Source organism: Parasphingorhabdus sp. (assembly GCF_036964565.1).
Lineage (GTDB): Bacteria > Pseudomonadota > Alphaproteobacteria > Sphingomonadales > Sphingomonadaceae > Parasphingorhabdus.
Window position 1 is genome coordinate 173,390 of the sequence record NZ_JBALTN010000003.1, and the last position, 23,590, is coordinate 196,979.

23 protein-coding genes are annotated in these 23,590 nt (G+C 63.6%); 11 read left to right on the top strand and 12 right to left on the bottom strand.

Annotation, left to right across the window (positions count from 1 at the left end; all coding sequences use genetic code 11):
* Positions 1-35: 35 nt before the first annotated feature.
* Both V7650_RS04850 and hppD read right to left on the bottom strand, forming a co-directional pair.
* Positions 36-584 (bottom strand): VOC family protein, encoded by a 549-nt coding sequence (locus V7650_RS04850; RefSeq protein WP_335655117.1) that lies wholly within the window; start codon positions 582-584, stop codon positions 36-38.
* Positions 584-1,684, bottom strand: coding sequence for a 4-hydroxyphenylpyruvate dioxygenase (gene hppD / locus V7650_RS04855; protein WP_335655118.1), 1,101 nt, complete (start codon positions 1,682-1,684; stop codon positions 584-586). Before hppD ends, V7650_RS04850 begins: the two co-directional genes overlap by 1 nt.
* A gap of 139 nt (positions 1,685-1,823) precedes the next feature.
* On the opposite strand from hppD, the gene V7650_RS04860 reads away from it, so the two are divergent.
* On the top strand, positions 1,824-3,086 hold the full coding sequence (locus V7650_RS04860; RefSeq protein WP_335655119.1) for an ACS family MFS transporter: 1,263 nt from the start codon (positions 1,824-1,826) through the stop codon (positions 3,084-3,086).
* Here V7650_RS04860 and V7650_RS04865 read toward each other — a convergent pair.
* The 5 genes from V7650_RS04865 to V7650_RS04885 form a co-directional block, all read right to left on the bottom strand.
* Positions 3,080-6,718 (bottom strand): error-prone DNA polymerase, encoded by a 3,639-nt coding sequence (locus tag V7650_RS04865; protein WP_335655120.1) that lies wholly within the window; start codon positions 6,716-6,718, stop codon positions 3,080-3,082. The two genes, V7650_RS04860 and V7650_RS04865, sit on opposite strands and share 7 nt — an antisense overlap.
* A gap of 255 nt (positions 6,719-6,973) precedes the next feature.
* A complete protein-coding gene (locus V7650_RS04870) occupies positions 6,974-8,527 on the bottom strand; it encodes a Y-family DNA polymerase (protein ID WP_335655121.1) in 1,554 nt (517 codons plus the stop codon).
* Entirely contained in the window at positions 8,418-9,332 is a 915-nt protein-coding gene (locus tag V7650_RS04875) for an ImuA family protein (RefSeq protein ID WP_335655122.1), read from the bottom strand. The genes V7650_RS04870 and V7650_RS04875 overlap by 110 nt, the downstream gene beginning before the upstream one ends.
* Positions 9,333-9,486: 154 nt before the next feature.
* Entirely contained in the window at positions 9,487-9,612 is a 126-nt protein-coding gene (locus V7650_RS04880) for a hypothetical protein (protein ID WP_335655123.1), read from the bottom strand.
* Between the two features lie 27 nt (positions 9,613-9,639).
* On the bottom strand, positions 9,640-10,128 hold the full coding sequence (locus tag V7650_RS04885) for a Dps family protein (protein WP_335655124.1): 489 nt from the start codon (positions 10,126-10,128) through the stop codon (positions 9,640-9,642).
* A gap of 234 nt (positions 10,129-10,362) precedes the next feature.
* On the opposite strand from V7650_RS04885, the gene V7650_RS04890 reads away from it, so the two are divergent.
* Both V7650_RS04890 and V7650_RS04895 read left to right on the top strand, forming a co-directional pair.
* Complete coding sequence (locus tag V7650_RS04890; protein ID WP_335655125.1) at positions 10,363-10,929, top strand: type 1 glutamine amidotransferase domain-containing protein; 567 nt, start codon at positions 10,363-10,365, stop codon at positions 10,927-10,929.
* Positions 10,930-11,076: 147 nt separating this feature from the next.
* Positions 11,077-11,628, top strand: a complete 552-nt coding sequence (locus tag V7650_RS04895) for a hypothetical protein (protein ID WP_335655126.1) — start codon at positions 11,077-11,079, stop codon at positions 11,626-11,628.
* 42 nt (positions 11,629-11,670) lie between these two features.
* On the opposite strand, the gene ribH is transcribed toward V7650_RS04895, so the two are convergent.
* Both ribH and ribB read right to left on the bottom strand, forming a co-directional pair.
* The gene (gene ribH, locus V7650_RS04900) at positions 11,671-12,093 is read right to left on the bottom strand and encodes a 6,7-dimethyl-8-ribityllumazine synthase (RefSeq protein ID WP_335655326.1); all 423 of its coding nucleotides are present in this window, start codon (positions 12,091-12,093) and stop codon (positions 11,671-11,673) included.
* A 90-nt stretch (positions 12,094-12,183) separates the two neighbouring features.
* Positions 12,184-13,500, bottom strand: coding sequence for a 3,4-dihydroxy-2-butanone-4-phosphate synthase (ribB, locus tag V7650_RS04905; RefSeq protein ID WP_335655127.1), 1,317 nt, complete (start codon positions 13,498-13,500; stop codon positions 12,184-12,186).
* A 521-nt stretch (positions 13,501-14,021) separates the two neighbouring features.
* On the opposite strand from ribB, the gene V7650_RS04910 reads away from it, so the two are divergent.
* Positions 14,022-15,023: a ligase-associated DNA damage response exonuclease gene (locus V7650_RS04910; protein WP_335655327.1), complete on the top strand. Its 1,002-nt coding sequence runs from the start codon at positions 14,022-14,024 to the stop codon at positions 15,021-15,023.
* Positions 15,023-16,594: a cisplatin damage response ATP-dependent DNA ligase gene (locus V7650_RS04915; protein ID WP_335655128.1), complete on the top strand. Its 1,572-nt coding sequence runs from the start codon at positions 15,023-15,025 to the stop codon at positions 16,592-16,594. The genes V7650_RS04910 and V7650_RS04915 overlap by 1 nt, the downstream gene beginning before the upstream one ends.
* 276 nt (positions 16,595-16,870) lie before the next feature.
* On the opposite strand, the gene V7650_RS04920 is transcribed toward V7650_RS04915, so the two are convergent.
* The gene (locus V7650_RS04920; RefSeq protein ID WP_335655129.1) at positions 16,871-17,743 is read right to left on the bottom strand and encodes an alpha/beta fold hydrolase; all 873 of its coding nucleotides are present in this window, start codon (positions 17,741-17,743) and stop codon (positions 16,871-16,873) included.
* A gap of 152 nt (positions 17,744-17,895) precedes the next feature.
* On the opposite strand from V7650_RS04920, the gene V7650_RS04925 reads away from it, so the two are divergent.
* The 4 genes from V7650_RS04925 to arsB are packed head-to-tail and all read left to right on the top strand — an operon-like array spanning position 17,896 to position 20,250.
* Positions 17,896-18,225 carry an ArsR/SmtB family transcription factor gene (locus V7650_RS04925; protein WP_335655130.1) on the top strand — a complete coding sequence of 110 codons (330 nt, stop codon included), beginning with the start codon at positions 17,896-17,898 and terminating at the stop codon, positions 18,223-18,225.
* Complete coding sequence (locus tag V7650_RS04930) at positions 18,222-18,677, top strand: ArsI/CadI family heavy metal resistance metalloenzyme (protein WP_335655131.1); 456 nt, start codon at positions 18,222-18,224, stop codon at positions 18,675-18,677. The genes V7650_RS04925 and V7650_RS04930 overlap by 4 nt, the downstream gene beginning before the upstream one ends.
* Positions 18,674-19,180: an arsenate reductase ArsC gene (locus V7650_RS04935; RefSeq protein ID WP_335655132.1), complete on the top strand. Its 507-nt coding sequence runs from the start codon at positions 18,674-18,676 to the stop codon at positions 19,178-19,180. Before V7650_RS04930 ends, V7650_RS04935 begins: the two co-directional genes overlap by 4 nt.
* 2 nt (positions 19,181-19,182) lie before the next feature.
* Positions 19,183-20,250: an ACR3 family arsenite efflux transporter gene (arsB, locus tag V7650_RS04940; protein ID WP_335655133.1), complete on the top strand. Its 1,068-nt coding sequence runs from the start codon at positions 19,183-19,185 to the stop codon at positions 20,248-20,250.
* A 12-nt stretch (positions 20,251-20,262) separates the two neighbouring features.
* On the opposite strand, the gene V7650_RS04945 is transcribed toward arsB, so the two are convergent.
* On the bottom strand, positions 20,263-21,087 hold the full coding sequence (locus tag V7650_RS04945) for a TauD/TfdA dioxygenase family protein (protein ID WP_335655134.1): 825 nt from the start codon (positions 21,085-21,087) through the stop codon (positions 20,263-20,265).
* Positions 21,088-21,169: 82 nt separating this feature from the next.
* Between V7650_RS04945 and V7650_RS04950 the strand changes: the two genes are divergently transcribed.
* The gene (locus V7650_RS04950; RefSeq protein WP_335655135.1) at positions 21,170-22,174 is read left to right on the top strand and encodes an SDR family oxidoreductase; all 1,005 of its coding nucleotides are present in this window, start codon (positions 21,170-21,172) and stop codon (positions 22,172-22,174) included.
* Between the two features lie 94 nt (positions 22,175-22,268).
* Here V7650_RS04950 and V7650_RS04955 read toward each other — a convergent pair whose 3' ends face one another.
* A complete protein-coding gene (locus V7650_RS04955; RefSeq protein ID WP_335655136.1) occupies positions 22,269-22,691 on the bottom strand; it encodes a hypothetical protein in 423 nt (140 codons plus the stop codon).
* 134 nt (positions 22,692-22,825) lie between these two features.
* On the opposite strand from V7650_RS04955, the gene V7650_RS04960 reads away from it, so the two are divergent.
* A complete protein-coding gene (locus V7650_RS04960) occupies positions 22,826-23,587 on the top strand; it encodes a helix-turn-helix domain-containing protein (RefSeq protein WP_335655137.1) in 762 nt (253 codons plus the stop codon).
* Positions 23,588-23,590 lie beyond the last annotated feature (3 nt).

A 23,590-nucleotide genomic window follows, 5' to 3' on the forward strand; every position in this document is an offset into this window, starting at 1 on the left:
CTACGCAGGAGCACGGCATTGTTCAATGTGAAAACCTAATGTTCGTCGCGCGCCTTGGCGTGCAACCAGGCGGCATGTTGCGGCGCCTTCTTGGTGCGGCTCCATTCCTCGAGCATGGCGGGCGCGACGCGGCGCAGCTCGGTCATCTCTTCCTCGGTGCCGATGTCGCAGGCCAGTTCCAGCCGGTGGCCGTTGGGGTCGAAGAAATAGATCGACTTGAAAATCCCGTGATGGGTCGGGCCGAGCACCTCGAGTCCCTCGGCTTCGGCATTGGCCTTGGCCGCCATCAGGTCGTCGAGCGTGTCCACCTTGAAGGCGATATGCTGGACCCAGGCCGGGGTGTTCTGGTCGCGGTCCATCTGCTTCTGCTCGGGCAGCTCGAAAAAGGCGAGGATATTGCCGCCGCCGGCGTCGAGAAAGATATGCATATAGGGGTCATATTCGCCGGTCGAAGGCACTTCATTCTCGGCAAAGGCGAGCTGGAATTCCATGCCCATCACCTTCTGGTAGAATTCGACTGTCTCCTTCGCGTCCTTGCAGCGATAGGCGACATGGTGGATGCCGTTGATCCTTGGTGCAGTCATCAGGCAGGCTCCTTTACGTTGAGTACCCCGCGCGCAACCTGGTCGCGTTCGATGCTTTCGAACAGCGCCTTGAAATTGCCCTCGCCGAAGCCGTCGTCGCCCTTGCGCTGGATGAATTCGAAGAAGACCGGACCGACCTGCGCCTCGGCAAAAATCTGCAGCAGCAGGCGCGGCTGGCCGCCGTCCGTGGTGCCGTCGAGCAGGATGCCGCGGGTCTGCAGCGCCTCGACATTCTCGCCGTGGCCGGGGAGGCGGCCGTCGAGCATCTCGTAATAGGTGTTCGGCGGCGCGGTCATGAAGGGCACGCCGAGCGTCTTGAGCCGGTCCCAGCAGGCGACCAGATCGTCGCAGATCAATGCGATATGCTGGATACCCTCGCCGTTGAATTCGCGCAAAAATTCCTCGATCTGGCCCTTGCCGCCTTCGCCTTCCTCGTTGAGCGGGATGCGGATCTTGCCGTCCGGCGCGGTCAGCGCCTTGGAGGTCAGGCCGGTATATTCGCCCTTGATGTCGAAGAAGCGGATCTCGCGGAAGTTGAACAGGGTCTCGTAATAGTCGGCCCAATATTTCATCCGGCCGCCGTAGACATTGTGGGTCAGGTGATCGATCGTGTGGAAGCCGGCTCCGACCGGATGGCGGTCGACGCCGGGCAGATATTCGAAGTCGATATCGTAGATCGACAGATTTTCCTCGCGCTGGCCGCCTTCGTAGCGGTCGACCAGATAGAGGATCGCGCCGCCGATGCCGCGGATCGCCGGGATATGCAGTTCCATCGGGCCGGTCTGGACATTGACCGGTTCGGCGCCTTTTTCGAGCAGCCCGGCATAGGCCTTGCGCGCGTCCTTCACCCGGAAGGCCATGCCGCAAGCGGAGGGTCCGTGCTCGCGGGCGAAATACCAGGCAGCGGATTTCGGTTCATAGTTGATGATCAGGTTGATGCCGCCCTGCCGCCACAGATGCACGTCTTTCGAGCGGTGCTGCGCGATGCGGGTAAAGCCCATGACCTCGAACACCGGCTCCAGCACGCCCTTTTCCGGCGCGCAGAATTCAACAAATTCAAAGCCGTCCAGGCCCACGGGATTTTCAAACAGATCAGCCACAAAGATTCCTTGATATATATATGCATGAAGAGGAATTAGTTACAAATGAAACTATAGCAAATCGAGTCCGGATATGCAAGAGGTTAGTTATTCACTCAGTCGAGAGTAAACGAGACTGGGGTTTAAGGGGAGGATATCAATGCAAAAACGCCACCAGCTGGTCGTCATGGCCTTTCTGGCCATTTTCATCTGCTATATCGACCGTGTCGCTATCTCGGTGGCGATCATACCGATGGTCGAAACCTACGGCTGGGACCTGACGACGCAGGGACTCGTGCTGTCGAGCTTCTTCATCGGCTACATGCTGCTGCAGATCATCGGCGGCAAGCTTGCCGACCGTTTTGGCGGCAAGGTGGTGCTCGGCTTTGGCGTTCTCCTCTGGTCGCTGTTCACCCTGATCACCCCGCCGGCCGCCGCCTTCGGACTGGTCGTGCTGGTGATGGTACGAATCCTGATGGGCATGGGCGAAGCGGTGACCTTTCCGGCGATATTCGCACAATATGCGCGCTGGATCCCGCTGAAGGAACGGGCGCGCTCGGTGTCCTTCTCCAACGGCGGCATTCCCCTCGGTACGGTGTTCGCGCTGCTGGTAACGCCGGTCATTGTCGACAGTATGGGATGGGAATGGGTCTTCTACCTGTTTGGCGCGGCCGGCTTTCTCTGGTGTATCGCCTGGCACTACCTGATCGCACCCAGTCCGCGGCAGCAGGCGCGGATCAGTCCTGAGGAAATCGCGATCATCGAAGCCGGCACCATTGCTGCCGGCAGGACGCCGCCGACGCCTTGGCGGGCGCTGCTGACCAGCATGCCGGTCTGGGCGATCATCGTTGCCCATTTCTGCAACAACTGGTCGCTCTACGTGCTGCTCGCCTGGCTGCCGACCTTCGTCAACAAGGGGCTGGGCGTCGACTATGCCTCGGTCGGCCTGTTCGCGATGATGCCGCATATTGCCGCGTTCATCTTCCTCAATGTCGCCGGCAACATGGCCGACCGGCTGGTCAAGGGGGGCATGACCGTGACCCGGGTCCGCAAGCTGATGATGGCGATCGGCTTCGGCGGCATCTCCACGTCGCTGGCGCTGGTCGGGCTGGTCGACGATCCGGCGACCGCGATCGCGATCATGACCGCCGGCAGCGCGCTGGGTGCCTTCGCGGTCCCCGGCTTTTTCATCAACCATATGGATATCGCGCCGCAGCACAGCGGCACGCTGATGGGCATCACCAATACGGCGGGTACCATTCCGGGCATCATCGGCGTGTCGGTGAGCGGCTGGATCCTGCAGACGACGGGATCGTGGGCGATCCTCTTTTCGGTTGCGGCGGGAGTGACGGTCTTCGGCCTGATCTTCTACCTGCTGTTCGGCAGCGGCGAGCGCCAGTTCGAGGATATGCCCGCTCAGTGAAAATCCCGCGATTTCGGCAGGATCCGGACATTGCGCGGATGGCCGTGGCGGGGATAGGCGGGCCGCGGCGGTCCGGCGGTCTCGCGCGCTGACCGTGCTGCCTGCCGGTCCTCGTTGCGGTAGACCGGGCGATTGACCTCGTCGGCGCGGGCCATCGGCATGTTGGGCCGGTCGCGGGTGGTGATCTCGTCGAGCATGAACGTATAATCCTCTACCCGCGTGGTCATCAGATGGGTCACCCCCTCGACGCTGCGCTGGACCTCGCCGCTGGCCAGCATCAGCCGGGCGGCCATCACCGGGCGGCGCATTTTCTCGAACCGTCGCGCCCAGAGCAACAGGTTGGAGACGCCGCTTTCATCCTCCAGCGTGATGAACACCGCATTGCCCTTGCCGGGCCGCTGGCGGATCAGGACGACTCCGGCTACGCGCTGGAACGAGCCGTTGGGCGCAGCGGCCAGCTCGGCGCAGCTGAGCACGCCCATCGCCCGCAAGCGGTCGCGCAGGAATCCCATGGGATGGCCCTTGAGCGACAGGCGGATGCTCTGATAGTCGGCGACGACATGCTCGCCGCCGGTCATCGCCGGCAGGCGCGCATCCTGTTCCGCCCCGAGCTCTTTCGCCTGTGCCGCCTCGAACAGGGGCAGGGTATTGACCGGCGTCCGGCGCACCTCCCACAGCGCCTGACGGCGATCCAGCCCCAGCGACCGGCAGGCATCGGCATCGGCGAGCAGGCGCAGGGCGCGGGCGGGGAGTTTTGCCTTGTGGGCCAGTTCCTCGATGTTGCGGAACGGGCGGGCGGCGAGAATCTGATCGGCCCAGGCTTCGCGAAAACCGTCGATCTGGCGGAAACCGATGCGGAGCGATATTTCCTCCCCGCGCGAAGCGGGGGGAGGGGGACCATCAGCCGCCGCTTCGCTCTGGCTGACGGTTCCCCTCCCCGAAGCTGACGCTTCAGGGAGGATGTTCCTCTCCAGCCGGTTGTCCCAATCACTGAAATTCACATCCGGTTCCCGCACCTCCACACCATGCTCGCGCGCGTCCCTGACAATCTGGGCCGGAGCGTAGAAGCCCATCGGCTGGGAGTTGAGCAAAGCCGCCGCGAACACCGCCGGGTGGTGGCACTTGATCCAGCTCGAGACATAGACCAGCCGGGCAAAGCTGATCGCGTGGCTTTCCGGAAAGCCGTAGCTGCCGAAGCCCTGGATCTGCTTGTAGCAGCGTTCGGCAAAATCCGCTTCATAGCCCTTGGCGGCCATGCCGATGACCATCTTCTCGCGGAAATGGTGGATCGTGCCGACATTGCGAAAGGTGGCCATCGCGCGGCGCAGCTTGTTGGCGTCACCGGGCGAAAAATCAGCGGCGACGATCGCCAGCTTCATCGCCTGTTCCTGGAACAATGGCACGCCAAAGGTTCGCCCGAGGACCGATTTCAGTTCGTCCGGATCGTGCGGTGGCCGGGGCGACGGCAGGGTGATCTTTTCCATGCCCGACCGCCGCCGCAGATAGGGGTGGACCATGTCGCCCTCGATCGGACCCGGGCGCACAATCGCGACCTGGATCACCAGATCGTAAAATTCCCGTGGTTTCAGCCGCGGCAGCATGTTGATCTGGGCGCGGCTCTCGACCTGGAACACGCCGATACTGTCGCCCCTGCACAGCATGTCATAGGTGGCCGGGTCTTCGTGGGGGACGTTCTGCAGGGTCCATTTTTCCTCCCCGAAGCGCAGCTTTGGGGAGGTGGCGAGCGGAAGGCGTGACGGAGGGGCAATGGGTCGAGATGGCGGCCCCTCCACCACGCTTCGCGCGGTCCCCCTCCCCAAAGCCAAAGCTTCGGGGAGGATATTGATGCTCTCCATCAATACAAACGCCTTGCGAATGCAGGTCAGCATGCCGAGCGCCAGGATATCGACCTTCATCAGGCCGAGCGTGTCGATGTCATTCTTGTCCCACTCGATGAAGGTGCGATCGTCCATCGCCGCGTTGTGGATCGGCACGGTCTCGTCGAGCCGGTCCTGGGTGAGGACGAAGCCGCCGACATGCTGGGAGAGGTGGCGGGGAAATTGCAGGATCTGCCCGACCAGATCGCCGAGCCGGCGGATATCCGGATTGTCCGGGTCGAGCCCGGTTTCGGCAAAGCGCTTGTCGGGCGCGCCGCTGCCATGGCTGCCCCAGACGGTGCTCGACAGGCGGCTGGTGATGTCCTCCGACAGGCCGAGCGCCTTGCCGACCTCGCGGATCGCGCTGCGCGAGCGATAATGGACCACGGTCGCGGCAATACCGGCGCGGTGGCGGCCATAGCGCTCGTAGATATATTGAATCACCTCCTCGCGCCGTTCATGCTCGAAATCGACGTCGATGTCGGGGGGCTCGCGGCGTTCCTCGGAAATGAAGCGCGAGAACAAGAGGTCATGCTCCATCGGGTCGGCCGAGGTGATGCCGAGCAGATAGCAGACCGCGCTGTTCGCGGCCGAACCGCGGCCCTGGCAGAGGATCTTCCGGCCCTGGGCAAATTTGACGATATCGTGGACGGTCAGGAAATAGGGCGCATAGGCCATCTTCTCGATTAGCCGCAGTTCCTCCTCGACCTTGGCGCGCAATCGCTCCGGCAGGGTCGCGCCGTGACGGGCATGGGCGGCGGACCAGGTGATATGTTCCAGCCAGCCCTGCGGCGTCCAGCCGTCGGGCACCGGTTCCTCGGGATAATGATAGCTCAGCTCGTCGAGGGTGAAATCGACCAGCCGGAGCAGCTTCTGTGTTTCGGCAATCGCTTCCGGATGGTCGCGAAACAGGCGCACCATTTCCTGCGGTGGCTTGAGATGGCGCTCGGCATTGGCGGCGAGCAGGCGGCCGGCCTTGGGAATCGTGGTCTTTTCGGCGATGCAGGTGAGGATATCGTGCAGCGGCCGCTGCTCCGGCGTCGCATAGAGCGGGTCGTTGGTGGCGAGCAGGGGAATGCCGGTCGCTTGGGAGAGACCGTGCAGACCGGCAAGATAGCGCTTGTCGGGACCGGACCGCGGCATCGTCGCGCCGAGCCAGATATGGGGGGTGAGGGGGCGGAGCCTTGGGACAATATCCTCCGCGCGCGCAGCGGGGGGAGGGGGACCATCCGCAGGATGGTGGAGGGGCCGGTGCGCGATAGCGACGCACGAGGCCCCTCCACCATCAGCCGCCGCTGTGCTATGGCTGACGGTCCCCCTCCCCAAAGCTGACGCTTCGGGGAGGATGACCAGCGCCCAGTCCTCGCTGCACCATTCCAGCAGATCCGCCTCGTACAGAAAACACTCGCCCTTTTCCGCCCGCAGATTGCCGGTCGACAGCAGCCGGGTCAGCCGCCCCCAGCCGCGCCGGTTGAGCGGGTAGACGATGGTCTCCGGCGTCTCATCGGCGAACAGCAGCCGCGATCCCACGATCAGCTTGAAGTCGGGGAGCGTGACAGCCTCTTCCTCTGCATCCTCCCGCGCCAGGCGCAAGGCGGCATGCGCCCGGACCACGCCGGCGACGCTGTTGCGGTCGGCAATGCCGATCCCGGTCATCCCGAGTGCCATCGCCTGCAGCACCATGTCGGCGGGGGAGGAAGCGCCACGCAGAAAGCTGTAGTGGGTGGAGGCCGCAAGTTCGGCGAAGGCCGTCATTGCCCCCTCCCTTGAGGGAGTTTGGCCCAGAGCGCGGTCGAAACAGTCTCCCAGACTGTTTCTAAACCATGCTGGGGGCATGGTTTACCGCGCACTGGGACAAACTGGTTGCGCAGACTTACGAACTTGTTCGTTAGTCGTAGCTGGGTGAGGGTGCTCCTCCCTCTCGGCCCTGCGAACCCCCTCATCCAACTCTGCCTAGCTTGCTGCGCAAGCAAGGCGCCGTATCCTTCTCCCCCCTGGGGAGAAGGTTTCTTACGCAAACAGCCCATGCACATACCAGTCCGGATTCGCCTTTTCCTCGCCATAGAGACCATGCCGGAACAGCCAGTAGCGCCGGCCGCGCGCATCCTCGACGCGGTAATAGTCGCGGGTCAGGCCACCGTTGCCGGGCTGCTGCCCGTCCTTGCGCTGCCACCATTCCGAGGCGATCCGTTCCGGTCCTTCATAGCGGATCACCTGGTGGGTCTTGCGCCGCCAAGTGAATCGGTGCGGCGGGCCGTCGGGGACCTCGGCGATCACCTGTACCCGCTGTGGCGGGTCGAACATGTGCAGCGGCCGAACCGGCGGTTCGCCGCATCGCTGCATCTGCCACGCCACCGGCGCGGGGGCGTTGAGAGCGGGCAGCGCGAGCAGCCCCTGTTCCGGAATATGGCTATCCGCGGCGACAAATTTCTGCACCCGCTCGCGGCCCAGCCGGGTGCTGAGCTGGCTGACCAGTGCGACTTCGTCACCCTGCCGGTCCTCGCCGCCCGCGAGCCGCAGTTGCTGCGGGGCCAGGGGTTCCGCCGCAGCGATGCTCAGCCGGATCAGGTCATAGCCGAAACCGGGATTGAGCGCGTCGTTGAGCGCCGCGATCCGCTCGCGCAGCAGCCGCTGGAACAGCGCCGCATCGCGGGTCGGCGCACCGGTTTCCAGACCGAGCCGGGCAATATCGCCGTCGCAGCGGAACAGGAGCATGCGGATCATCCGCGCGCCCTGGCCGCGCTCGTTGAGCCGTTCGGCGGCTTCCGCGAACAGTTCCGACAGGCAGGCGAGGGCGGCGTCGATATGGGTCAGGGGTTCGGCAAAGCGGCGCTCGGTGACGATATTGCCGATCCGGCGCAGCGGATCGATCGGCCGGTCCTCCAGCCCGAGAATCCGGTCGAGCCGGACCGTCAGTTGCATCCCGAAGCGCGCCGCCAGATTGGCGCGCGGACGCTCGGCCAGATCGCCGATCCTGTAGAGCCCGGCCCGTTCCAGTGCCTGATGAATCTTGTCGTCCATGGCCAGCGCCGCCACCGGCAGCTGCGCCTCGGCGCCTTCCTTCAGTCCGTGCCGGGCCAGCGCCAGTGCGGCATCCGGCGTTCCGGCCAGAGCCCAGCTGATGCCATGGCCGACCGCGTCGAGCCGGTCCTCGGCATCCTGCGCCAGCGCTTCCTCGCTGGCATGGAAATGCGCCGCGCCGCTGATGTCGAGGATCAGGGCATCGGGCGGTTCGACCGCGACCATCGGCGTGTAACGTTCGCAGGCTTCCGCCAGCCGCGACAGCAGGTTGGCGTCGGCCAGCGAATCATGGTCAAAGGTCAGCAGGTCCGGTACCCGCGCCCGGGCATCGGCGAGCTTCATGCCCGGTCCCAAGCCCAGGGCCACGGCCTGCCGGTCCGCCGCCATGATCACCATCGCGCCGCGAATCTTTGTGGTCAGCGCAAACGGATGCTCAGGCGGCCCGAGTGCCCGGATGATCCGTTCGGACGGCAGCCAGGACAGGACCAGTGCCAGATTGCGGCGTGTCCTGTTCCTGCTGCTCGCGGAAGACTTGATCGTCACGGTTCCACTCCAGTCGGGCGCTGAGCCCGTAAAGACCGCTGCGGTGGCGCAGCAGGCTGATGTCAAAGGCAGGATAGCCGGGGGCATTGCCGGCGAGCGCGACGGACGGTGCCGGCCCGACTTGCCAGCGGCTGAAGGCGGCGGTCGGCAGAGGGTTTTCGGCATCGCTGCCGGTGCGCAGCAACAGGCAGAGTACCCCCGACTTTTGCGCCGACAGCGACAGCCGCCTTGTCGCCGTCAGGTCGAGACCTCTGGGTTTCTTGCCCGACAGTTCGATGATGACCGCGCCCATTGCCGGCGACCGTACGCCGTCGGCGGCCGCGCGCAGCGCTGCGATGCTGTTCGGTGCATCGACATGGACAAGGCTGGATGGTTCGACCCCGAGTTCCGCCAGTCCCGGCGGGTAGAGCCGGCCCTGCCGTCTCGCCTCGCCGTTGTCGCTGACCCACAATATCGGTCCATGGGCGGGTTGCAGCGCCCGGCATCGCTGGGCGAGCAGCAAGGCGAGGGCCGCAGCGCTGGTCCGGTCGCTTTTGTCTGCGGCATGCATTTCGTGCAAGGCGGCGCAGGGCAGGCCGTCAATTCCCGCATTGCCACGCAGGGCGGCATCGATCCTGTCGACACCCAGGGTGAAGTGGGACGGCCCGTCATCCCGGTCCGCAGATTTGACGCCGGATGCAGCCAGGATTCTGCCGAGCCGCGCTTTGAGCGCAGCGGCTTTTGGGCTGGCCGTTTTGGGCACGGCAGGAATGTTGGCCGGCGAGAGTTCGGAAACTCCAGCCGAATGCGAATCGCTATTGTTCATGGTTTGTTCTAAAATAGAGACGGGATGGATTTGGTCAAGCAGACTCGTGATTCACGCCAGGGCTGCCGAGGTCCGGCTAGCCAATAGCCCAAAAAAAGACCGCCCCTGCCAGAGACAGGGGCGGCAAGGCGCCCGTAAAAAGGGTCAAGCCGGTTCAGAAAAAACCCATCACGACGCCTAGCGCGATGATCGCCGATATGGTGGATATACCGAGCACGATGACCATGTGGCGGGTGGTGAAACCCTGACGGGCTCTGGTTTTGTCCAATTGTTTTTTCATATATGTCGTTCCTTGATCTTGCGGCAATTACAGGCTGGCGGACAGCATCCAGGATGCCTCTTCAAGCGCTCCGACCCGTGAGGTCAGCAGGTCCGCGGTAAACACATCGTCCGCATTCTCGGCGATTTTCACGAATTCGCGCATTTGATCGGCCACCGCGAGATTGTCGCCGGACAGCTGCTTGAGCATGGCTTCCACGTCGCCCCATTCCACCTGGTCATCGATCACGCTGTTGTTGATATAGGTCGACAGGCCAACCGGGGTTTTGGCGCCCAGCGCCCGGATCCTCTCCGCGATCGCATCGATGGATGCCGCGAGGTCTTCATATTGTTCTTCGGTCAGCTTGTGGACACTGACAAACAGCGGGCCGGTCACATTCCAGTGGACCGACTGGGTCTTCTGATACAGCACGTAGGTCGAAGCCAGAGTCTCGCCGAGTTTTTCGGCCATTGTCGCCCGGTCGGCCTGCTTGATGTCGGTCTTCATGTCACGAAGGTCTGCAGTCTTGATAGTCATATTGTTCCTTTCCTTTCGTTGACGCGCTCAACGCACTGGCGGAGCGCTGTACATATCAAGAGTACGTTTCGGATGGTCTTTGGTTCCGATCAATGGGGCAAAAACGGCCGTGCGGTCCCGCCAAATTCCGGGCCGGAACCGTGTCGGCTGGCCCCACGGATTTGCCGTTTGCCGGAACCAATGGCCGATGCGCCGCGTAGATATGGTGTAACCTCCAACGAAAGGCACAGAGAAATGACAAAGATTTCCAATGCAAAAATAGCAATTCTGGCGACAGACGGTTTTGAAAAATCGGAACTGTTTGAACCAAGAAAGCAGTTGATGGACGCCGGCGCCGAAGTAACGATCGTGTCGCTCGAATCCGGGTCGATCAAGAGCTGGGACGAGAAGGACTGGGGCGAAAGCATCGCAGTCGATATCACGCTCGACAGCGCAAGCGCAGACGATTTTGATGCGCTGGTGTTGCCCGGCGGACAGATCAACCCCGACCTGCTGCGGGTCGAGGACAAGGCGGTTGAACTTGTGAAGGCCTTTTTCGATGCCGGCAAGCCGATCGCGGCCATCTGTCACGCGCCATGGCTGCTGATCGAAGCGGATCTGGTGCAGGGACGCAATGTCACCGGCTACAAGTCGATCAAGACCGACCTGGTCAATGCCGGCGCGCGCTTTGAAGACAGCGAAGTGGTGGTCGACAATGGCCTTATCACGTCGCGCAATCCCGGCGATCTGGACGCGTTCAGCGCGAAGATCATCGAGGAAGTCAGGGAAGGCCTGCACAAGCGGACCCGGAAGGCCGCATGAGCCGGATCAGGCCGCCGATCGCATCGCTGGCACGCCCTGCCTTGCGGAGGGGTCGGCTCGCCTCAATCACCTTAACAACTTCCACCCCCATTTTTTAGCCAGAATCTCGTATTTAAATGGCCATTTTGTAACCCCAAGGAGTAGAACATGAAAAATTTTCTGAAACTGGTAACGGGCGCCGCGCTGCTGGCATCCACACCGGTCCTCGCGCAGGACGCCGCGCCGACCGTTGAAGCCAAGGCCGGCATGAAGGTCTACGGACCCAATGGCGGCGAAGTCGGTACGGTTGAATCGGTCAGCGAAGGCGCTGTTGTGGTCGATACCGGTACCAACAAGGCCGCGCTCGGGACCGCTTCCTTCGCCAAGGCGGAGAACGGCCTGTCGATCATGATGAGCAAGGCTGATCTTGATGCCGCCGTGGAAAAGGCTGCGGCCGACGCAAAGGCGCAGCTGATGGCCAGCCTGACACCGGGCACCGAGGTTAAATCGGTAACCGGCGCTGCGGTAATCGGTACCATCCAGGAAAGCGACCCCGAATTCGTCACCGTCGATCACGAAGGCCAGGAAGTGAAGCTTCCGGTGGATGCCTTCATGACCCAGGCCGATGGCGGAATCGCGATCACCATGACCGAAGCGGAATTTGATGCCGCCCTGGCCGGTGTCCAGGCACCCGCCGCGACGCCTGCCCCTACGGAGTAAGGCGATTGCACTGACGGCGGCAGGACACGAGTCCTGTTGCCGTCAGTTGCTATATTTCAAGCCCAGCTCATACATTGCGATGGCCGCCTGTGCCGCCTCGCCGCCCTTGTTCTTCCGCGACTTGTCGGCGCGGGCCAGGGCCTGATCCTCATTTTCCACCGTGATAATGCCATTGCCGATCGCGGCGCCGTCCATGGTCAGCGCCGTGATGCCGCGCGCGCTTTCGCCGGCGACGATTTCGAAATGATAGGTTTCGCCGCGGATGACAACGCCGATCGCGACAAAGCCGTCGTAGAGGTCGCTGTCGATCGCCAGCGAGATGGCGGCCGGAATCTCCAGCGCGCCGGGCACCGTGATCACGTCATGTTCGTGGCCAGCCGCCTTCAGCGCTTCGGTCGCGCCCTCGATCAGCATGTCGTTGAGATGGTCGTAGAACCGCGCTTCGACGATCAGGAATTTTGCCATTTTCTTTTCTTTCATAGTCGTCATCCTGAACCTGTTTCAGGATCCCGTGGGGTAGAGAGGTCCTGAAACAAGTTCAGGATGACGAGACGGTCAGGCCGTCTCCAATTCCTTGCTTGCTTCGCTGCCATCGCCGGCGGGCACGGGGCGCTGGCCGATGATCCGCAGGCCATAGGCGTCCAGCCCGACCAGGTCGTGGCTGGTGTTGGTCAGCAGCTCCATGTCGTGCACGCCGAGTTCGCTGAGGATCTGCGCGCCGACGCCATAGTCGCGCAGCTGGTCCATCGGTGGCGGCTTGCCGCCGCCGAGGCTGCGGACCTGCCGCGAATAGAGGTCGGGGACGCGCGGGCTGATGAAGACGATCACGCCTGCGCCTTCCTCGCCGATGATCTTCATCGATTCCTGCAGCATGTTGGCGCGGCCGGTGTCCTGGCCGAACAGGTCGGAGAAGATCGCGGTCGCGTGCATCCGGACCAGGGTCGGCTTGTCGGGATCGACATGGCCCTTCTGCAGCACGATCTGCTCGCTCTCGGTTGCGCTGTTGTAGAAGGTAATCGCGTTCCATTCGCCGCCCCAGCGGCTGGTGAAGCGCGCTTCCTCACGGCGCTCGGTGAGATGGTCGTGGCGCAGGCGATAGGCGATCAGGTCGCGGATCGTGCCGATCTTCATGCGGTGATGCTGGGCAAATTCGATCAGGTCGTCGAGCCGCGCCATCTCGCCGTCATCCTTCATGATCTCGCAGATCACGCCGGCCGGGTTAAGGCCGGCCAGCCGCGAAACGTCGACCGCCGCCTCGGTATGGCCGGCGCGGACCAGCACGCCGCCGTTGCGCGCCTGCAGCGGGAAGACATGGCCCGGCGTGACGATATCGTCCTTGCCGCGGGTGCGGTCGATCGCCACCGCCACGGTGCGGGCGCGGTCGGCGGCGCTGATGCCGGTGGTGACGCCGTCGCGCGCCTCGATCGAGGTTGTGAAGGCGGTTTCATAGGCGCCGCGGTTGTTGGCGCTCATCATGTCGAGGCCCAGTTCCTCGACCCGGTCGCGGGTCATCGCCAGACAGATCAGGCCGCGGCCATATTTGGCCATGAAGTTGATCGCGTCGGGGGTCGCCATCTGCGCCGGGATGATCAGGTCGCCCTCATTCTCCCGGTCCTCGTCATCGACCAGGATATACATGCGGCCGTTGCGCGCCTCGTTGATGATCTCTTCCGCCGTCGCCATCACGCCGCTGCCGCCGCGCGCCAGATAGGTCTCCAGCTTGCCGAGCGTTTCCGCCGTTGGGTTCCAGTCTTCCTGGCCGAGGCTGCGCAGGCTGTTAGCGTGCAGGCCGGCGGCGCGGGCGAGGCCAGCGCGGGTCTGCTTGCCGGAATCGATCAGTTCGATCAGTTGCTCGATCAGGATTTTGCTCATGGACTCGCTTTCTCGCTGTGATAGTGGGAACGGACTATCACACGCCAATGTGATGCGTCTAGAAGAAATATCACATTGGCCTCACATGCGCTATCCCGGATTGTTGTCAACTTTACGGAAACGCGCGCTTTTAATTTCCGTGACTTTTGCCCCAATACCCCGGATTTCGGCCAATCCGGGTCCCGCTGCTGCTCGCCGAGTGTGACCTTTCGGCCGGGAGGGGAATTCTTATCGGTGAACGGTTGCAATATAAGCGATCAGGGGGTGTGTAGGAAAGGAAAAAAGGGAGGGCTCCGCTTTGGAAAGTGCCGCCAACTGGTTGGTTTCTCTCGCCCGGGTGCGGGCCTTCCATCCCTATTTATTTTACCTGTACCGTAGCGGTTCGCTGCGCGCGCGATGCTGCGCATCGCCACCACCCCAACCCCTCCTCTGAAGGGAGGGGCTTTTCAGGCGGCCCGCGCCGCTAACCCGCCCCTTTCCCGTTGACCGGAACCTTTCCCCCGCCAATACGCTATCCCATGATGGCGAAAGCGAAACACTGGATCGAGCCGCATCCGCAGGGCATTTACGTGCGGCCGGCGGATATCTGGATCGATCCCTCCGTGCCGAAGAAAAGCGCGGTGGTGACCCATGGCCATGCCGACCATGCGCGCGGCGGGCATGGCGATGTCTGGGCGACGCCGGAGACGCTGGCGATCATGGGGCTGCGCTATGGCACCGAGGCGGGAACGCCGCTCGGCTATGGCGAGGGGTTCGAGCGCGGCGGGGTCCGGTTCAGTCTGCACTCGGCCGGCCATGTGCTCGGCTCGGCCCAAGTCTTGATGGAATATCAAGGCGAGCGGGTGGTGGTCACCGGCGACTTCAAACGGCGGCCCGACCCGACCTGCGCGCCATTCGAGCCGGTGCCCTGCGACATCTTCATCACCGAGGCGACCTTTGGCCTGCCGGTGTTCAAGCACCCGCCGATCGCCGGCGAGCTCGACAAGATATTTGCCCGGCTGGAGGCCGAGCCGGATCATTGCCTGCTGGTCGGTGCCTATGCGCTGGGCAAGGCGCAGCGGGTGATCGCCGAGCTGCGCCGCGCCGGCTGGGACAAGCCGATCTATCTGCACGGCGCGATGGTGCGGATGTGCGAACTGTACGAGGAACTGGGCGTATCGCTGGGCGAACTGCGGCTGGTGATGGACACGGACAAGGAGGATATGCGCGGCCAGATCATCATCTGCCCGCCATCGGCCTTGATCGACAAGTGGAGTCGGCGGCTGCCGAACCCGATCACCGCGATGGCCTCCGGCTGGATGCGGGTGCGGGGACGCGCCCGGCAGCGCGGGGTCGAGATCCCGCTGGTGATTTCCGACCACGCCGACTGGGACGAACTCACCGGCACGATCCGCGAACTGGCGCCGCGCGAGACCTGGATCACCCATGGCAGCGAGGACGGCCTGCTGCGCTGGTGCGAGCTGCACCAGATCAAGGCGCGGGCGCTGGCGATGATCGGCCGCGAAGACGGGGACGACGGCTGATGCGCCGCTGTGCCGCCCTGGTCGACAGTCTGATCTACACCCGCTCGCGCAAAGCCAAGCTGGCGGCGATCGCTGCCTATCTGCGCGCCACGCCCGATCCCGATCGCGGCTGGGCGCTGGCGGCGCTAACCGACAGCATCGATTTTCCGGCGGTCAAGGCCGCCACCGTCCGCAATCTCGCCGGCACCCGCATCGACCCGGAACTGTTCCGGCTGTCGCGCCATCATGTCGGGGATACCGCCGAGACCGTGGCGCTGGTCTGGCCGGACGCGCCGGACGGGGAGCAGAGCGATCCGACGGTGGACGAGGTGGTGCAGGCGCTGTCCGCCACCACCCGCGCCACCGCGCCCGACGTCGTCGCGTCGCTGCTCGATGCCATGGATGCCAACAGCCGCTATGCGATGCTCAAGCTGGCGCTGGGCGGGATGCGGGTCGGGGTGTCGGCGCGGCTGGCGAAGACCGCCTTCGCGCAGGCCTTCGCCGTGGGTATCGACGATGTCGAGGAGCTGTGGCACGCGCTCGACCCGCCCTATGAGGCCCTGTTCCGCTGGGCGGAGGAGGGCGGCCAGCGGCCCGACCTGTCGACCACGCCCTTCTTCCGGCCGTTCATGCTGTCGCACCCGTTCGAGGGCGACAGTCTGGATTTGGGCGAATATGCGGTCGAGTGGAAATGGGACGGGATCCGCGTCGAGGCAGTGCATCTCGGCGGCGAGACCCGGCTCTACAGCCGCGGCGGCGACGATATCAGTGCTGCCTTTCCCGATATCGTCGAGGCCTTTGACCGCGACGGCGTGATCGACGGCGAACTGCTGGTGCGCGGCACCGATCAGGGCGGCGAGGCGGCCAGTTTCAACGCGCTGCAGAAGCGGCTGGGGCGCAAGACCGTGCCGAAAAAGATGCGGCAGGACTTTCCCGCCTTTGTCCGGGTCTACGACCTGCTGATGGACGGTGATGACGACTTGCGTCTGCTCCCCTGGCACCAACGCCGCAAGCGGCTGGAAGCCTTTGTTCCCAAGCTAAACCCCGACCATTTCGACCTGTCGGCGGTGGTCGAGGTCGACGATTTCACGGCGCTGGAGACGATGCGCGCCGGCGCCCGCGATGCAGCAATCGAGGGGGTGATGCTGAAACGCCGGGACAGCCCCTATCTCGCCGGCCGGGTCACCGGTCACTGGTACAAGTGGAAGCGCGACCCGCTCAACGCCGACTGCGTGATGATGTACGCCCAGCGCGGCAACGGCCGGCGCGCGTCCTTCTATTCCGACTATACATTCGGCTGCTGGACCGAGGATGGCGAGCTGCTGCCGGTCGGCAAGGCCTATTCCGGTTTCACCGACGAGGAGCTGAAATGGCTCGACCGCTTTGTCCGGCAGAATACGCTGAACCGGTTCGGGCCGGTGCGCGAGGTGGCAAAGTCGCTGGTGCTGGAAGTCGCCTTCGACTCGATCCACGAGAGCAAGCGCCACAAGTCCGGCCTCGCCATGCGCTTTCCGCGGATCCACCGGATCCGCAAGGACAAGCCGGCCGAGGAAGCGGACCGGATCGCGACGCTTCAGGGGATGATTTCGTGACGCTTCCCTTTCCCGTGCGGGAGAGGGTTGTACAGACTTGGCAGCTTGGTCGTAGCCGGGTGAGGGTGTACCGGACTGTGGTGGCACTGCAACCAGGTAGCGGAGCACCCTCATCCAACTCCATCTAGCCGCTTTCGCTGACGCTCTGGCGGCAAGATTTCGTATCCTTCTCCCTTAAGGGAGAAGGCTTGCGTCTCCCGACAATCCCGCCTTGCGACGGGCACCGGCCGGTATCCGGGCGCGCAGGCTGATGTCTTGGTCGAGGAGGTCGGGTTTCTAGAGAAATGCGTTCAGCGTTTCCACAAACAGCTCGAACTGGTCATGGTGCAGCCAGTGGCCGGCTTTCTGAAACTCCTTCACCGAGACATTGTCGCCGAAATATTGCATCCGGCCGTCCTTTTCCGGATTGCTGGCACAGCTGTCGGCGCCGTAGTGCAGCTGGGTCGGGCAGCTGATATTGCGCCACAATTCTTGGATCGCCTCCTGGCTGAGATCGATGCTGTCCCAGTGCTGGACATAGGGGTCGAATTTCCAGCTGTAGCTGCCGTCCTCGTTGCGGATCACCGCATGGGTGGTCAGGTGGCGGGCCTGTTCGTCGGACAGATGCTGGTTGGCGTCCTGCATCCGCTTCAGCGCGTCGTCGAAGGTCGGATAGCGCTTCACCTGCCGGCCGGCGGCCTTGCGCTTTTCCTCGATCGAATTGCGCACTCGTTGCAGCGGACCGATTTTCTCGCGCTCGGCAAGCATTTCCGGGCCGGGGCCAAGCCCCTCGATCGCCACCAGCTTGCGCACCGTGTCGGGATAGAGGCCGGTGTAGCGCAGCGCGATATTGCCGCCCATGCTGTGTGCAACAATGGTGACCGGGGACAGGTCGAGCTGATGGATCAGCTGGGCGAGATCGGTGACCATCGCCATCGGCGCATAATTGCCGTCGGTGCTCCACTGACTGTCGCCGTGACCGCGAATGTCGGGGCAGATGATATGCCAGTCGTCGCGCAGCGCCTGCGCCGTCCAGTCCCAGTTGCGGCAATGGTCCTTGCCGCCGTGCAGCAGGATCAGCGGCGGTTTGTCCTCATTGCCCCAGTCGGCATAATGCAGGCGGAGCCGCTGGGAGAAATAGCTGTGTGAGGCGGGGCCGATCAGGGTCATTGGGATTTCCATCGGAAAAGGGATATTTGCACAGGTCTCTAATCGGAGCGGAGGGTTTCGACAAGGGTCGCTTGTCTGGCCAGGCAGCGGCGGGGCTTGGCGTATATTCTTGCCGCTTGACACCATATCCATATATCTATAATTTTAGATATATGGATATGGTCGATGCAATAGACGCTCTCGGCGCGCTCGCGCAGAATACCCGGCTGGAGGTGTTCCGGCTGCTGGTGCGCCACGAACCGGTGGGACTGCCAGCGGGGGAGATCGCGAGGCGGCTTGATGTTCCGCAAAACACCATGTCCTCCCACCTGTCGGTGCTGTCGCGCGCCGGCCTGGTCTCGTCCACGCGCGACAGCCGTCTGATCATCTACCGCGCCAATCTCGCGGCGATGAACGCGCTGATCGCCTATCTGCTGGAAAACTGCTGTTCCGGCGACGATTGCGCTCCTCTTTCCAGCCAGCTTGAAAGGCTCTGTCCATGAAACGCATGCATATTCATGTCGGTGTCGACAATCTCGATGCCTCGATCCGCTTCTATTCCACGCTGTTCGATGCCGAACCGACGGTGACGAAGAGCGACTATGCCAAGTGGATGCTCGACGATCCGCGGGTCAATTTTGCGATCTCTTCGGAAAATCACGCGACCAAGGGCATCGAACATCTCGGCATCCAGGCGGAAAGCGCGGAGGAACTGCAGCAGGTCTTTGGTCGCCTGCGCCAGGCCGATGCGCCGGTGCTGGAAGAGGGGCAGACCACCTGCTGCTACGCCAAATCCGAAAAAAGCTGGATCGCCGATCCGGACGGGGTCGTCTGGGAAGCCTTTTACACCAACGGCGAATCGGTGGTCTATGGCGATTCTCCGGAACTGTCGGCGGTGTCGGCCAATGCATCGGAAAACAGCTGCTGCGCGCCGTCGAAAGCGGCGCTGTCATGAGCGAGCGGGTCTATAATGCGCTGTTCCTGTGCACAGGCAATTCCGCCCGCTCGATCCTGGCGGAAGCGATCCTGCAGAAGGAAGCCGAGGGGCGGTTCAACGCCTATAGCGCCGGCAGCAACCCGGCCGGCGCGGTGCATCCCTATTCGCTCGATCTGCTGAAGACACTGGGTCATCCCACGGAAGGCCTGCGTTCGAAGAACTGGGACGAGTTTTCCGGCGCCGATGCGCCGCAGCTCGATTTCGTGTTCACCGTTTGCGACAATGCCGCGGGCGAGACCTGCCCGGTCTGGCCGGGGCAGCCGATGTCGGCCCATTGGGGGATTCCCGATCCGGCCGCGGTGACCGGATCGGAGGCGGAGAAGCGAGCTGCCTTCACCGAGGCCTATCGCATGATGTATAACCGGATCAGCCTGTTTCTGGCGCTGCCGCTCGACAGTATCGACAAGATGAGCCTGCAGAACCGGCTCGCCGACATCGGCGCGGAAAAGGCTGGGGCCTGATCATGGCAACGCAACCTGTTGATTCCGCCGCTGCGGCGGGGCTCGGCCTGTTTGAAAAATGGCTGTCGGTCTGGGTCGCGGCGGCGATCATCGCCGGCATCGTCATCGGCAATATCGCGCCCGATGCGGTCGCCCTGCTCGCGGGGCTGGAATATGCCTCGGTCAATCTGGTGGTCGCGGTGCTGATCTGGGCGATGATCTATCCGATGATGGTCGGCGTCGATTTCGCCAGCTTGCGGCATATCGGCGACAAGCCCAAGGGGCTGGTCATCACCATCATCGTCAACTGGCTGGTCAAACCGTTCACCATGGCGGCGCTGGCGGTATTGTTCTTCCAATATGTCTATGCGGGGCTGATGGCGCCGGGTGATGCCCAGCAATATATTGCTGGCCTGATCCTGCTCGGCGCGGCGCCGTGCACGGCGATGGTCTTTGTCTGGTCGCAGATGACCAAAGGCGATCCGGCCTATACGCTGGTGCAGGTGTCGGTGAACGACATCATCATGATCTTTGTCTTCGCGCCGCTGGTGGCGTTGCTGCTCGGCGTCACCGACATCGCGGTGCCGTGGGAGACGCTGCTGCTCTCGACATTGCTCTATGTGGTCATTCCGCTGATCGCCGGGGCGCTGACCCGGCGGGCGCTGCTCGCCCGGGCGAGCGACGGCGAGGCGGCGGTGGCCGCCTTTACCGGGCGGATCAAGCCGCTGTCGGTGCTCGGCCTACTGGTCACGGTGGTGCTGCTGTTCGCCTTCCAGGCGCAGACCATCGTCAGCCGGCCGCTGCTGATCGCGCTGATCGCGGTGCCGATCATCATTCAGAGCTATGGCATATTCCTGGTCAGCTATGCCGCCGCCTGGGCCTGGAAAGTGCCGCACAATGTCGCGGCGCCCTGCGCCCTGATCGGCACGTCCAATTTCTTCGAGCTGGCGGTGGCGGTGGCGATCGGCGTATTCGGACTGGGCAGCGGCGCTGCGCTGGCGACGGTGGTCGGCGTGCTGGTCGAGGTGCCGGTGATGCTGTCGCTGGTCGCCTTTGCCAACCGGACGCGGGAGCGCTTTCCGGCCGGCTGATCATCCGCGCGGCTAGTGCAGGGCCACGCCCTCGATGGTGATACGGTTGAGATAGCGGCGGTGTCCCTGATAGTCGTTCAGGGCATAGTGCCAGGTCGCCCGGTTGTCCCACATCGCCAGGTCGCCGGCGCGCCACTTGTGGCGGTGGTGAAATCGGTCCTGGCCGATATGGTCGTACAGCTGCTGCAGTAGCGCCCGGCTTTCCTGCGGATCCATATCGACGATTTCCAGCGTGAAGCCGGGATTGACATAGAGCCCCCTGGCGCCGGTTTCGGGGTGGGTCAGCACCACCGGGTGAACCGCTGTCTGACCGGCCTGGTCGGCGTTCGTGTAGCGCTCGCCCACGGCCTTGCGGTACTTGCTGTCCTTGCCGAAGACATGGGCGTTGCCGTGCCGCGCCTTCAGCGCGCTGATCCGCTGCTTCGTCTCGTCGTCCAGCGCCTCGTAGGCAGCGGCCATGCCGGCGAACAGGGTATCGCCGCCGACCGGCGGGATTTCCAGCGCGTAGAGAATCGAACCCATCGCCGGAGCCAGGTCATAGCTGTGGTCGGTGTGCCAGCCGCCGCCGATGTTGAGCTGCTGATCGGGCTCCTTAAGGACCTCGGCAATTTCCGGATAGCCCTCGCGATGCTGGAAGAAGCGGTTGAGATCGATGGCTCCCCAGCGCCGGGCAAAGGCGATATGCTCCTCCGGGGTCAGCGTCTGGTCGCGGATGAACAGCGCGCCATGATCCAGAAAGGCCTGGCGGATCGCGGCAAAATCCTGGTCGCTCAGCCGGGTGACATCGACATCCTCGATTGTCGCGCCGATCGCTTCGCTGGCTTTGGCAATCCGCATCTCGCTCTCCTGTATATCCGTCTCACCATGTGGCGGGATTCATGCTAGTGTAGCAGCGGATATGGTATTTAGGAGTCCCCTCATGGCTGACAAAAATAATAAGATGTCCCTCAACCGCCGCCAGCTGCTTGCGGCCTCTACTGCCACCGGTTTCGCGCTGGCCAGCGGGCCGGCCACCGCTGCGGGCGAAGAGATGCCGGACCTGAGCGGCAAGGCGGTGCTGATCACCGGCTGTTCTTCCGGCTTCGGCAATCTGGGCGCCGTGCTCTACGCCGAACGCGGCGCGAAGGTGTTTGCGACGATGCGCAACCTGCCGCGCGCCGAAGCGGCGGCGCTGGCGGATATCGCCCGCGAAAGGGAGCTGGATATCACGATCGTGGAACTGGATGTGCTGTCCGACGAATCGGTGAGCAAGGCTGTGACCGAGGCGGAGCGGCTGAGTGGCGGCGCGCTGGATGTCGTGATCAACAATGCCGGCATCGGCACCGGCGCGCCGGTCGAGCTGCAGGACATGGCGATGATGCAGCGGCTGTTCGACACCAACGTCATGGGCTACCAGCGGGTCGCGCGCGCCGCTCTGCCGAAGATGCGGGCGCGGAAATCCGGACTGATCGTCAATGTCTCGTCGCAGCTGGGCCGGGTGATGGTGCCGGGCATGGGTCTCTACAGTTCGACCAAGTTCGCGGTCGAATCGATGAGCGAGCAGATGGCCTATGAACTGGTTCCGCACGGCGTCGACGTTACCATTGTCCAGCCGGGCGGCTATCCGACGAAAATCTGGGAAAATGGCAACCGCTACACGATGGCGATGCTGGAGGGCGCCGACGGCGAGCGCAAGGCCGCCTATCAGGCGCTGGTCGACGGAGCGCTGCGCAACACTGGCGGCTCGACCGATCCCAAGGACGTGCCGCGGGCGATTGCGGACGTGATCGCGATGGCACCGGGCAAGCGGCCGCTGCGGCTGCCCGTCCATCCCGGCCGCAAGCCACAGACGGCGATCAATCAGGTCAGCGCGCAGACGCAGGTGGCAATGCTGGGCGGTTCGCCGTTCGGGCCGTGGGTCAAGGATGTGAACGGGCGCGGCTAGGGGCGGAAATGTGGGCCGCACGGGACGCGGAGCCTGGCCGGGCGGGCTGCTTTTTAACCTCCGGAGCTCCGCATCCCGTGCGGAGCACATGGGTTCAAACCGGACGTTTCACCAGCAGCAGGGGCGTCAGGTAGACGACCAGAAACACGGCATTGGGAAGGACATTCGACGGGTTGCCGGAGGCCATTGATGCGCCGCTGTCGATCGCGAACCAGACCAGGAAGGTGGCGATCGAGCCCTTGCGGATCAGGTCGCTGCCCTGCTCGACGCCCGGCGCGGTGATGAAGATATACATCGCCATCATCCCGCCGAACACGCCGCCGGCAATCGCCATCGCCAGCCGCGCTTCCGCCGTGTCCAGACCGGCGACGCCATTGCCGCCGGAAGACGCGAGGCGGAAGAAGAGATCGTTGGCGCCGGTGAAGTCGTTGACGCCGGCCAGCGCGAACAGGATCGCGACGAGAAGGGAAAAGCTGCCGACGATGCGGATATAACGGCCAGTGGCTTGGGGTGACATGATCTGCTCCTGTTGAGGTTTCGGCATCGTTAGACCATGCGGTTGGCGGCAAAACAATTACCTGCCGGGTAAGTGCACGCGACGGAATTCATGCTATCAGCGGCTCGACCCGGATCAGCACGAGGAACAGGATCATGCCGTCGGAATTTGGTGCGATATTGAAGGACTGGCGCAAGGTCCGCCGGTTCAGCCAGCTCGACCTCAGTCTCGAGGCGGAGATGTCGGCGCGCCACCTGAGCTTTCTCGAATCGGGGCGTGCCAATCCCAGCCGGGCGATGGTGCTGCGCCTGTCGGAAGCGTTGCAGCTGCCGCGTCCTGCCGCCAATCAGGCGCTCAATGCCGCAGGCTTTGCGCCGGTCTACCCCAGCCTGTCCGACGATGCGTCGGAACTGGCGCCGGTGCACCAGGCGATCGCGACGATGCTGGAGCATCATGATCCGTTCCCCGGCTATGCCATCGATCGCCACTGGAACATTGTCGCCAGCAATCCGGGTGCCGAGATGATTGTCGCGCTGGCTGCCCCCGGCGGACCCGCGAACCTGATCGATATCCTGATCGCCAGCGCCGGACTCGCGCTGATCGAGAACTGGGACGAGGTGGCGGTGCTGACCCTGTCGCGGCTGCGCACCGAGATCCTGGAACTGGGCGGCGACGCCCAGCTGTCGGCGCTGGCCGGGCGGCTTGCGGCCCACGAACGGGTCCGGCGGGCCGACATGGCGTCGATCAATCTCAACCAGGCGGTGATCCCGACCATCTTCCAGGTCGGCGAGGTGCGGCTCTCGCTGTTTTCCGTGATCGCGCAATTCGGATCGGTCCAGGATATCAGGGCCGGAGAAACGCGGATCGAACTGATGTTCCCGATGGACGAGGTGACGGCCGGGTTTTTCAGGCGGTAGCGG

Bases quoted from the DNA above. Each gene is read 5' to 3' on its own strand.
- V7650_RS04920 (WP_335655129.1), bottom strand. From the start codon at position 17,743: ATGACCCTGATCGGCCCCGCCTCACACAGCTATTTCTCCCAGCGGCTC.
- V7650_RS04910 (WP_335655327.1), top strand. From the start codon at position 14,022: ATGGCGAAAGCGAAACACTGGATCGAGCCGCATCCGCAGGGCATTTAC.
- V7650_RS04880 (WP_335655123.1), bottom strand. From the start codon at position 9,612: ATGAAAAAACAATTGGACAAAACCAGAGCCCGTCAGGGTTTCACCACC.
- V7650_RS04885 (WP_335655124.1), bottom strand. From the start codon at position 10,128: ATGACTATCAAGACTGCAGACCTTCGTGACATGAAGACCGACATCAAG.
- V7650_RS04950 (WP_335655135.1), top strand. From the start codon at position 21,170: ATGGCTGACAAAAATAATAAGATGTCCCTCAACCGCCGCCAGCTGCTT.
- V7650_RS04925 (WP_335655130.1), top strand. From the start codon at position 17,896: ATGGATATGGTCGATGCAATAGACGCTCTCGGCGCGCTCGCGCAGAAT.
- V7650_RS04875 (WP_335655122.1), bottom strand. From the start codon at position 9,332: ATGAACAATAGCGATTCGCATTCGGCTGGAGTTTCCGAACTCTCGCCG.
- V7650_RS04890 (WP_335655125.1), top strand. From the start codon at position 10,363: ATGACAAAGATTTCCAATGCAAAAATAGCAATTCTGGCGACAGACGGT.
- V7650_RS04865 (WP_335655120.1), bottom strand. From the start codon at position 6,718: ATGACGGCCTTCGCCGAACTTGCGGCCTCCACCCACTACAGCTTTCTG.
- V7650_RS04895 (WP_335655126.1), top strand. From the start codon at position 11,077: ATGAAAAATTTTCTGAAACTGGTAACGGGCGCCGCGCTGCTGGCATCC.
- V7650_RS04960 (WP_335655137.1), top strand. From the start codon at position 22,826: ATGCCGTCGGAATTTGGTGCGATATTGAAGGACTGGCGCAAGGTCCGC.
- V7650_RS04860 (WP_335655119.1), top strand. From the start codon at position 1,824: ATGCAAAAACGCCACCAGCTGGTCGTCATGGCCTTTCTGGCCATTTTC.
- ribH (WP_335655326.1), bottom strand. From the start codon at position 12,093: ATGGCAAAATTCCTGATCGTCGAAGCGCGGTTCTACGACCATCTCAAC.
- V7650_RS04850 (WP_335655117.1), bottom strand. From the start codon at position 584: ATGACTGCACCAAGGATCAACGGCATCCACCATGTCGCCTATCGCTGC.
- V7650_RS04945 (WP_335655134.1), bottom strand. From the start codon at position 21,087: ATGCGGATTGCCAAAGCCAGCGAAGCGATCGGCGCGACAATCGAGGAT.
- ribB (WP_335655127.1), bottom strand. From the start codon at position 13,500: ATGAGCAAAATCCTGATCGAGCAACTGATCGAACTGATCGATTCCGGC.
- V7650_RS04930 (WP_335655131.1), top strand. From the start codon at position 18,222: ATGAAACGCATGCATATTCATGTCGGTGTCGACAATCTCGATGCCTCG.
- V7650_RS04915 (WP_335655128.1), top strand. From the start codon at position 15,023: ATGCGCCGCTGTGCCGCCCTGGTCGACAGTCTGATCTACACCCGCTCG.
- arsB (WP_335655133.1), top strand. From the start codon at position 19,183: ATGGCAACGCAACCTGTTGATTCCGCCGCTGCGGCGGGGCTCGGCCTG.
- V7650_RS04955 (WP_335655136.1), bottom strand. From the start codon at position 22,691: ATGTCACCCCAAGCCACTGGCCGTTATATCCGCATCGTCGGCAGCTTT.
- V7650_RS04935 (WP_335655132.1), top strand. From the start codon at position 18,674: ATGAGCGAGCGGGTCTATAATGCGCTGTTCCTGTGCACAGGCAATTCC.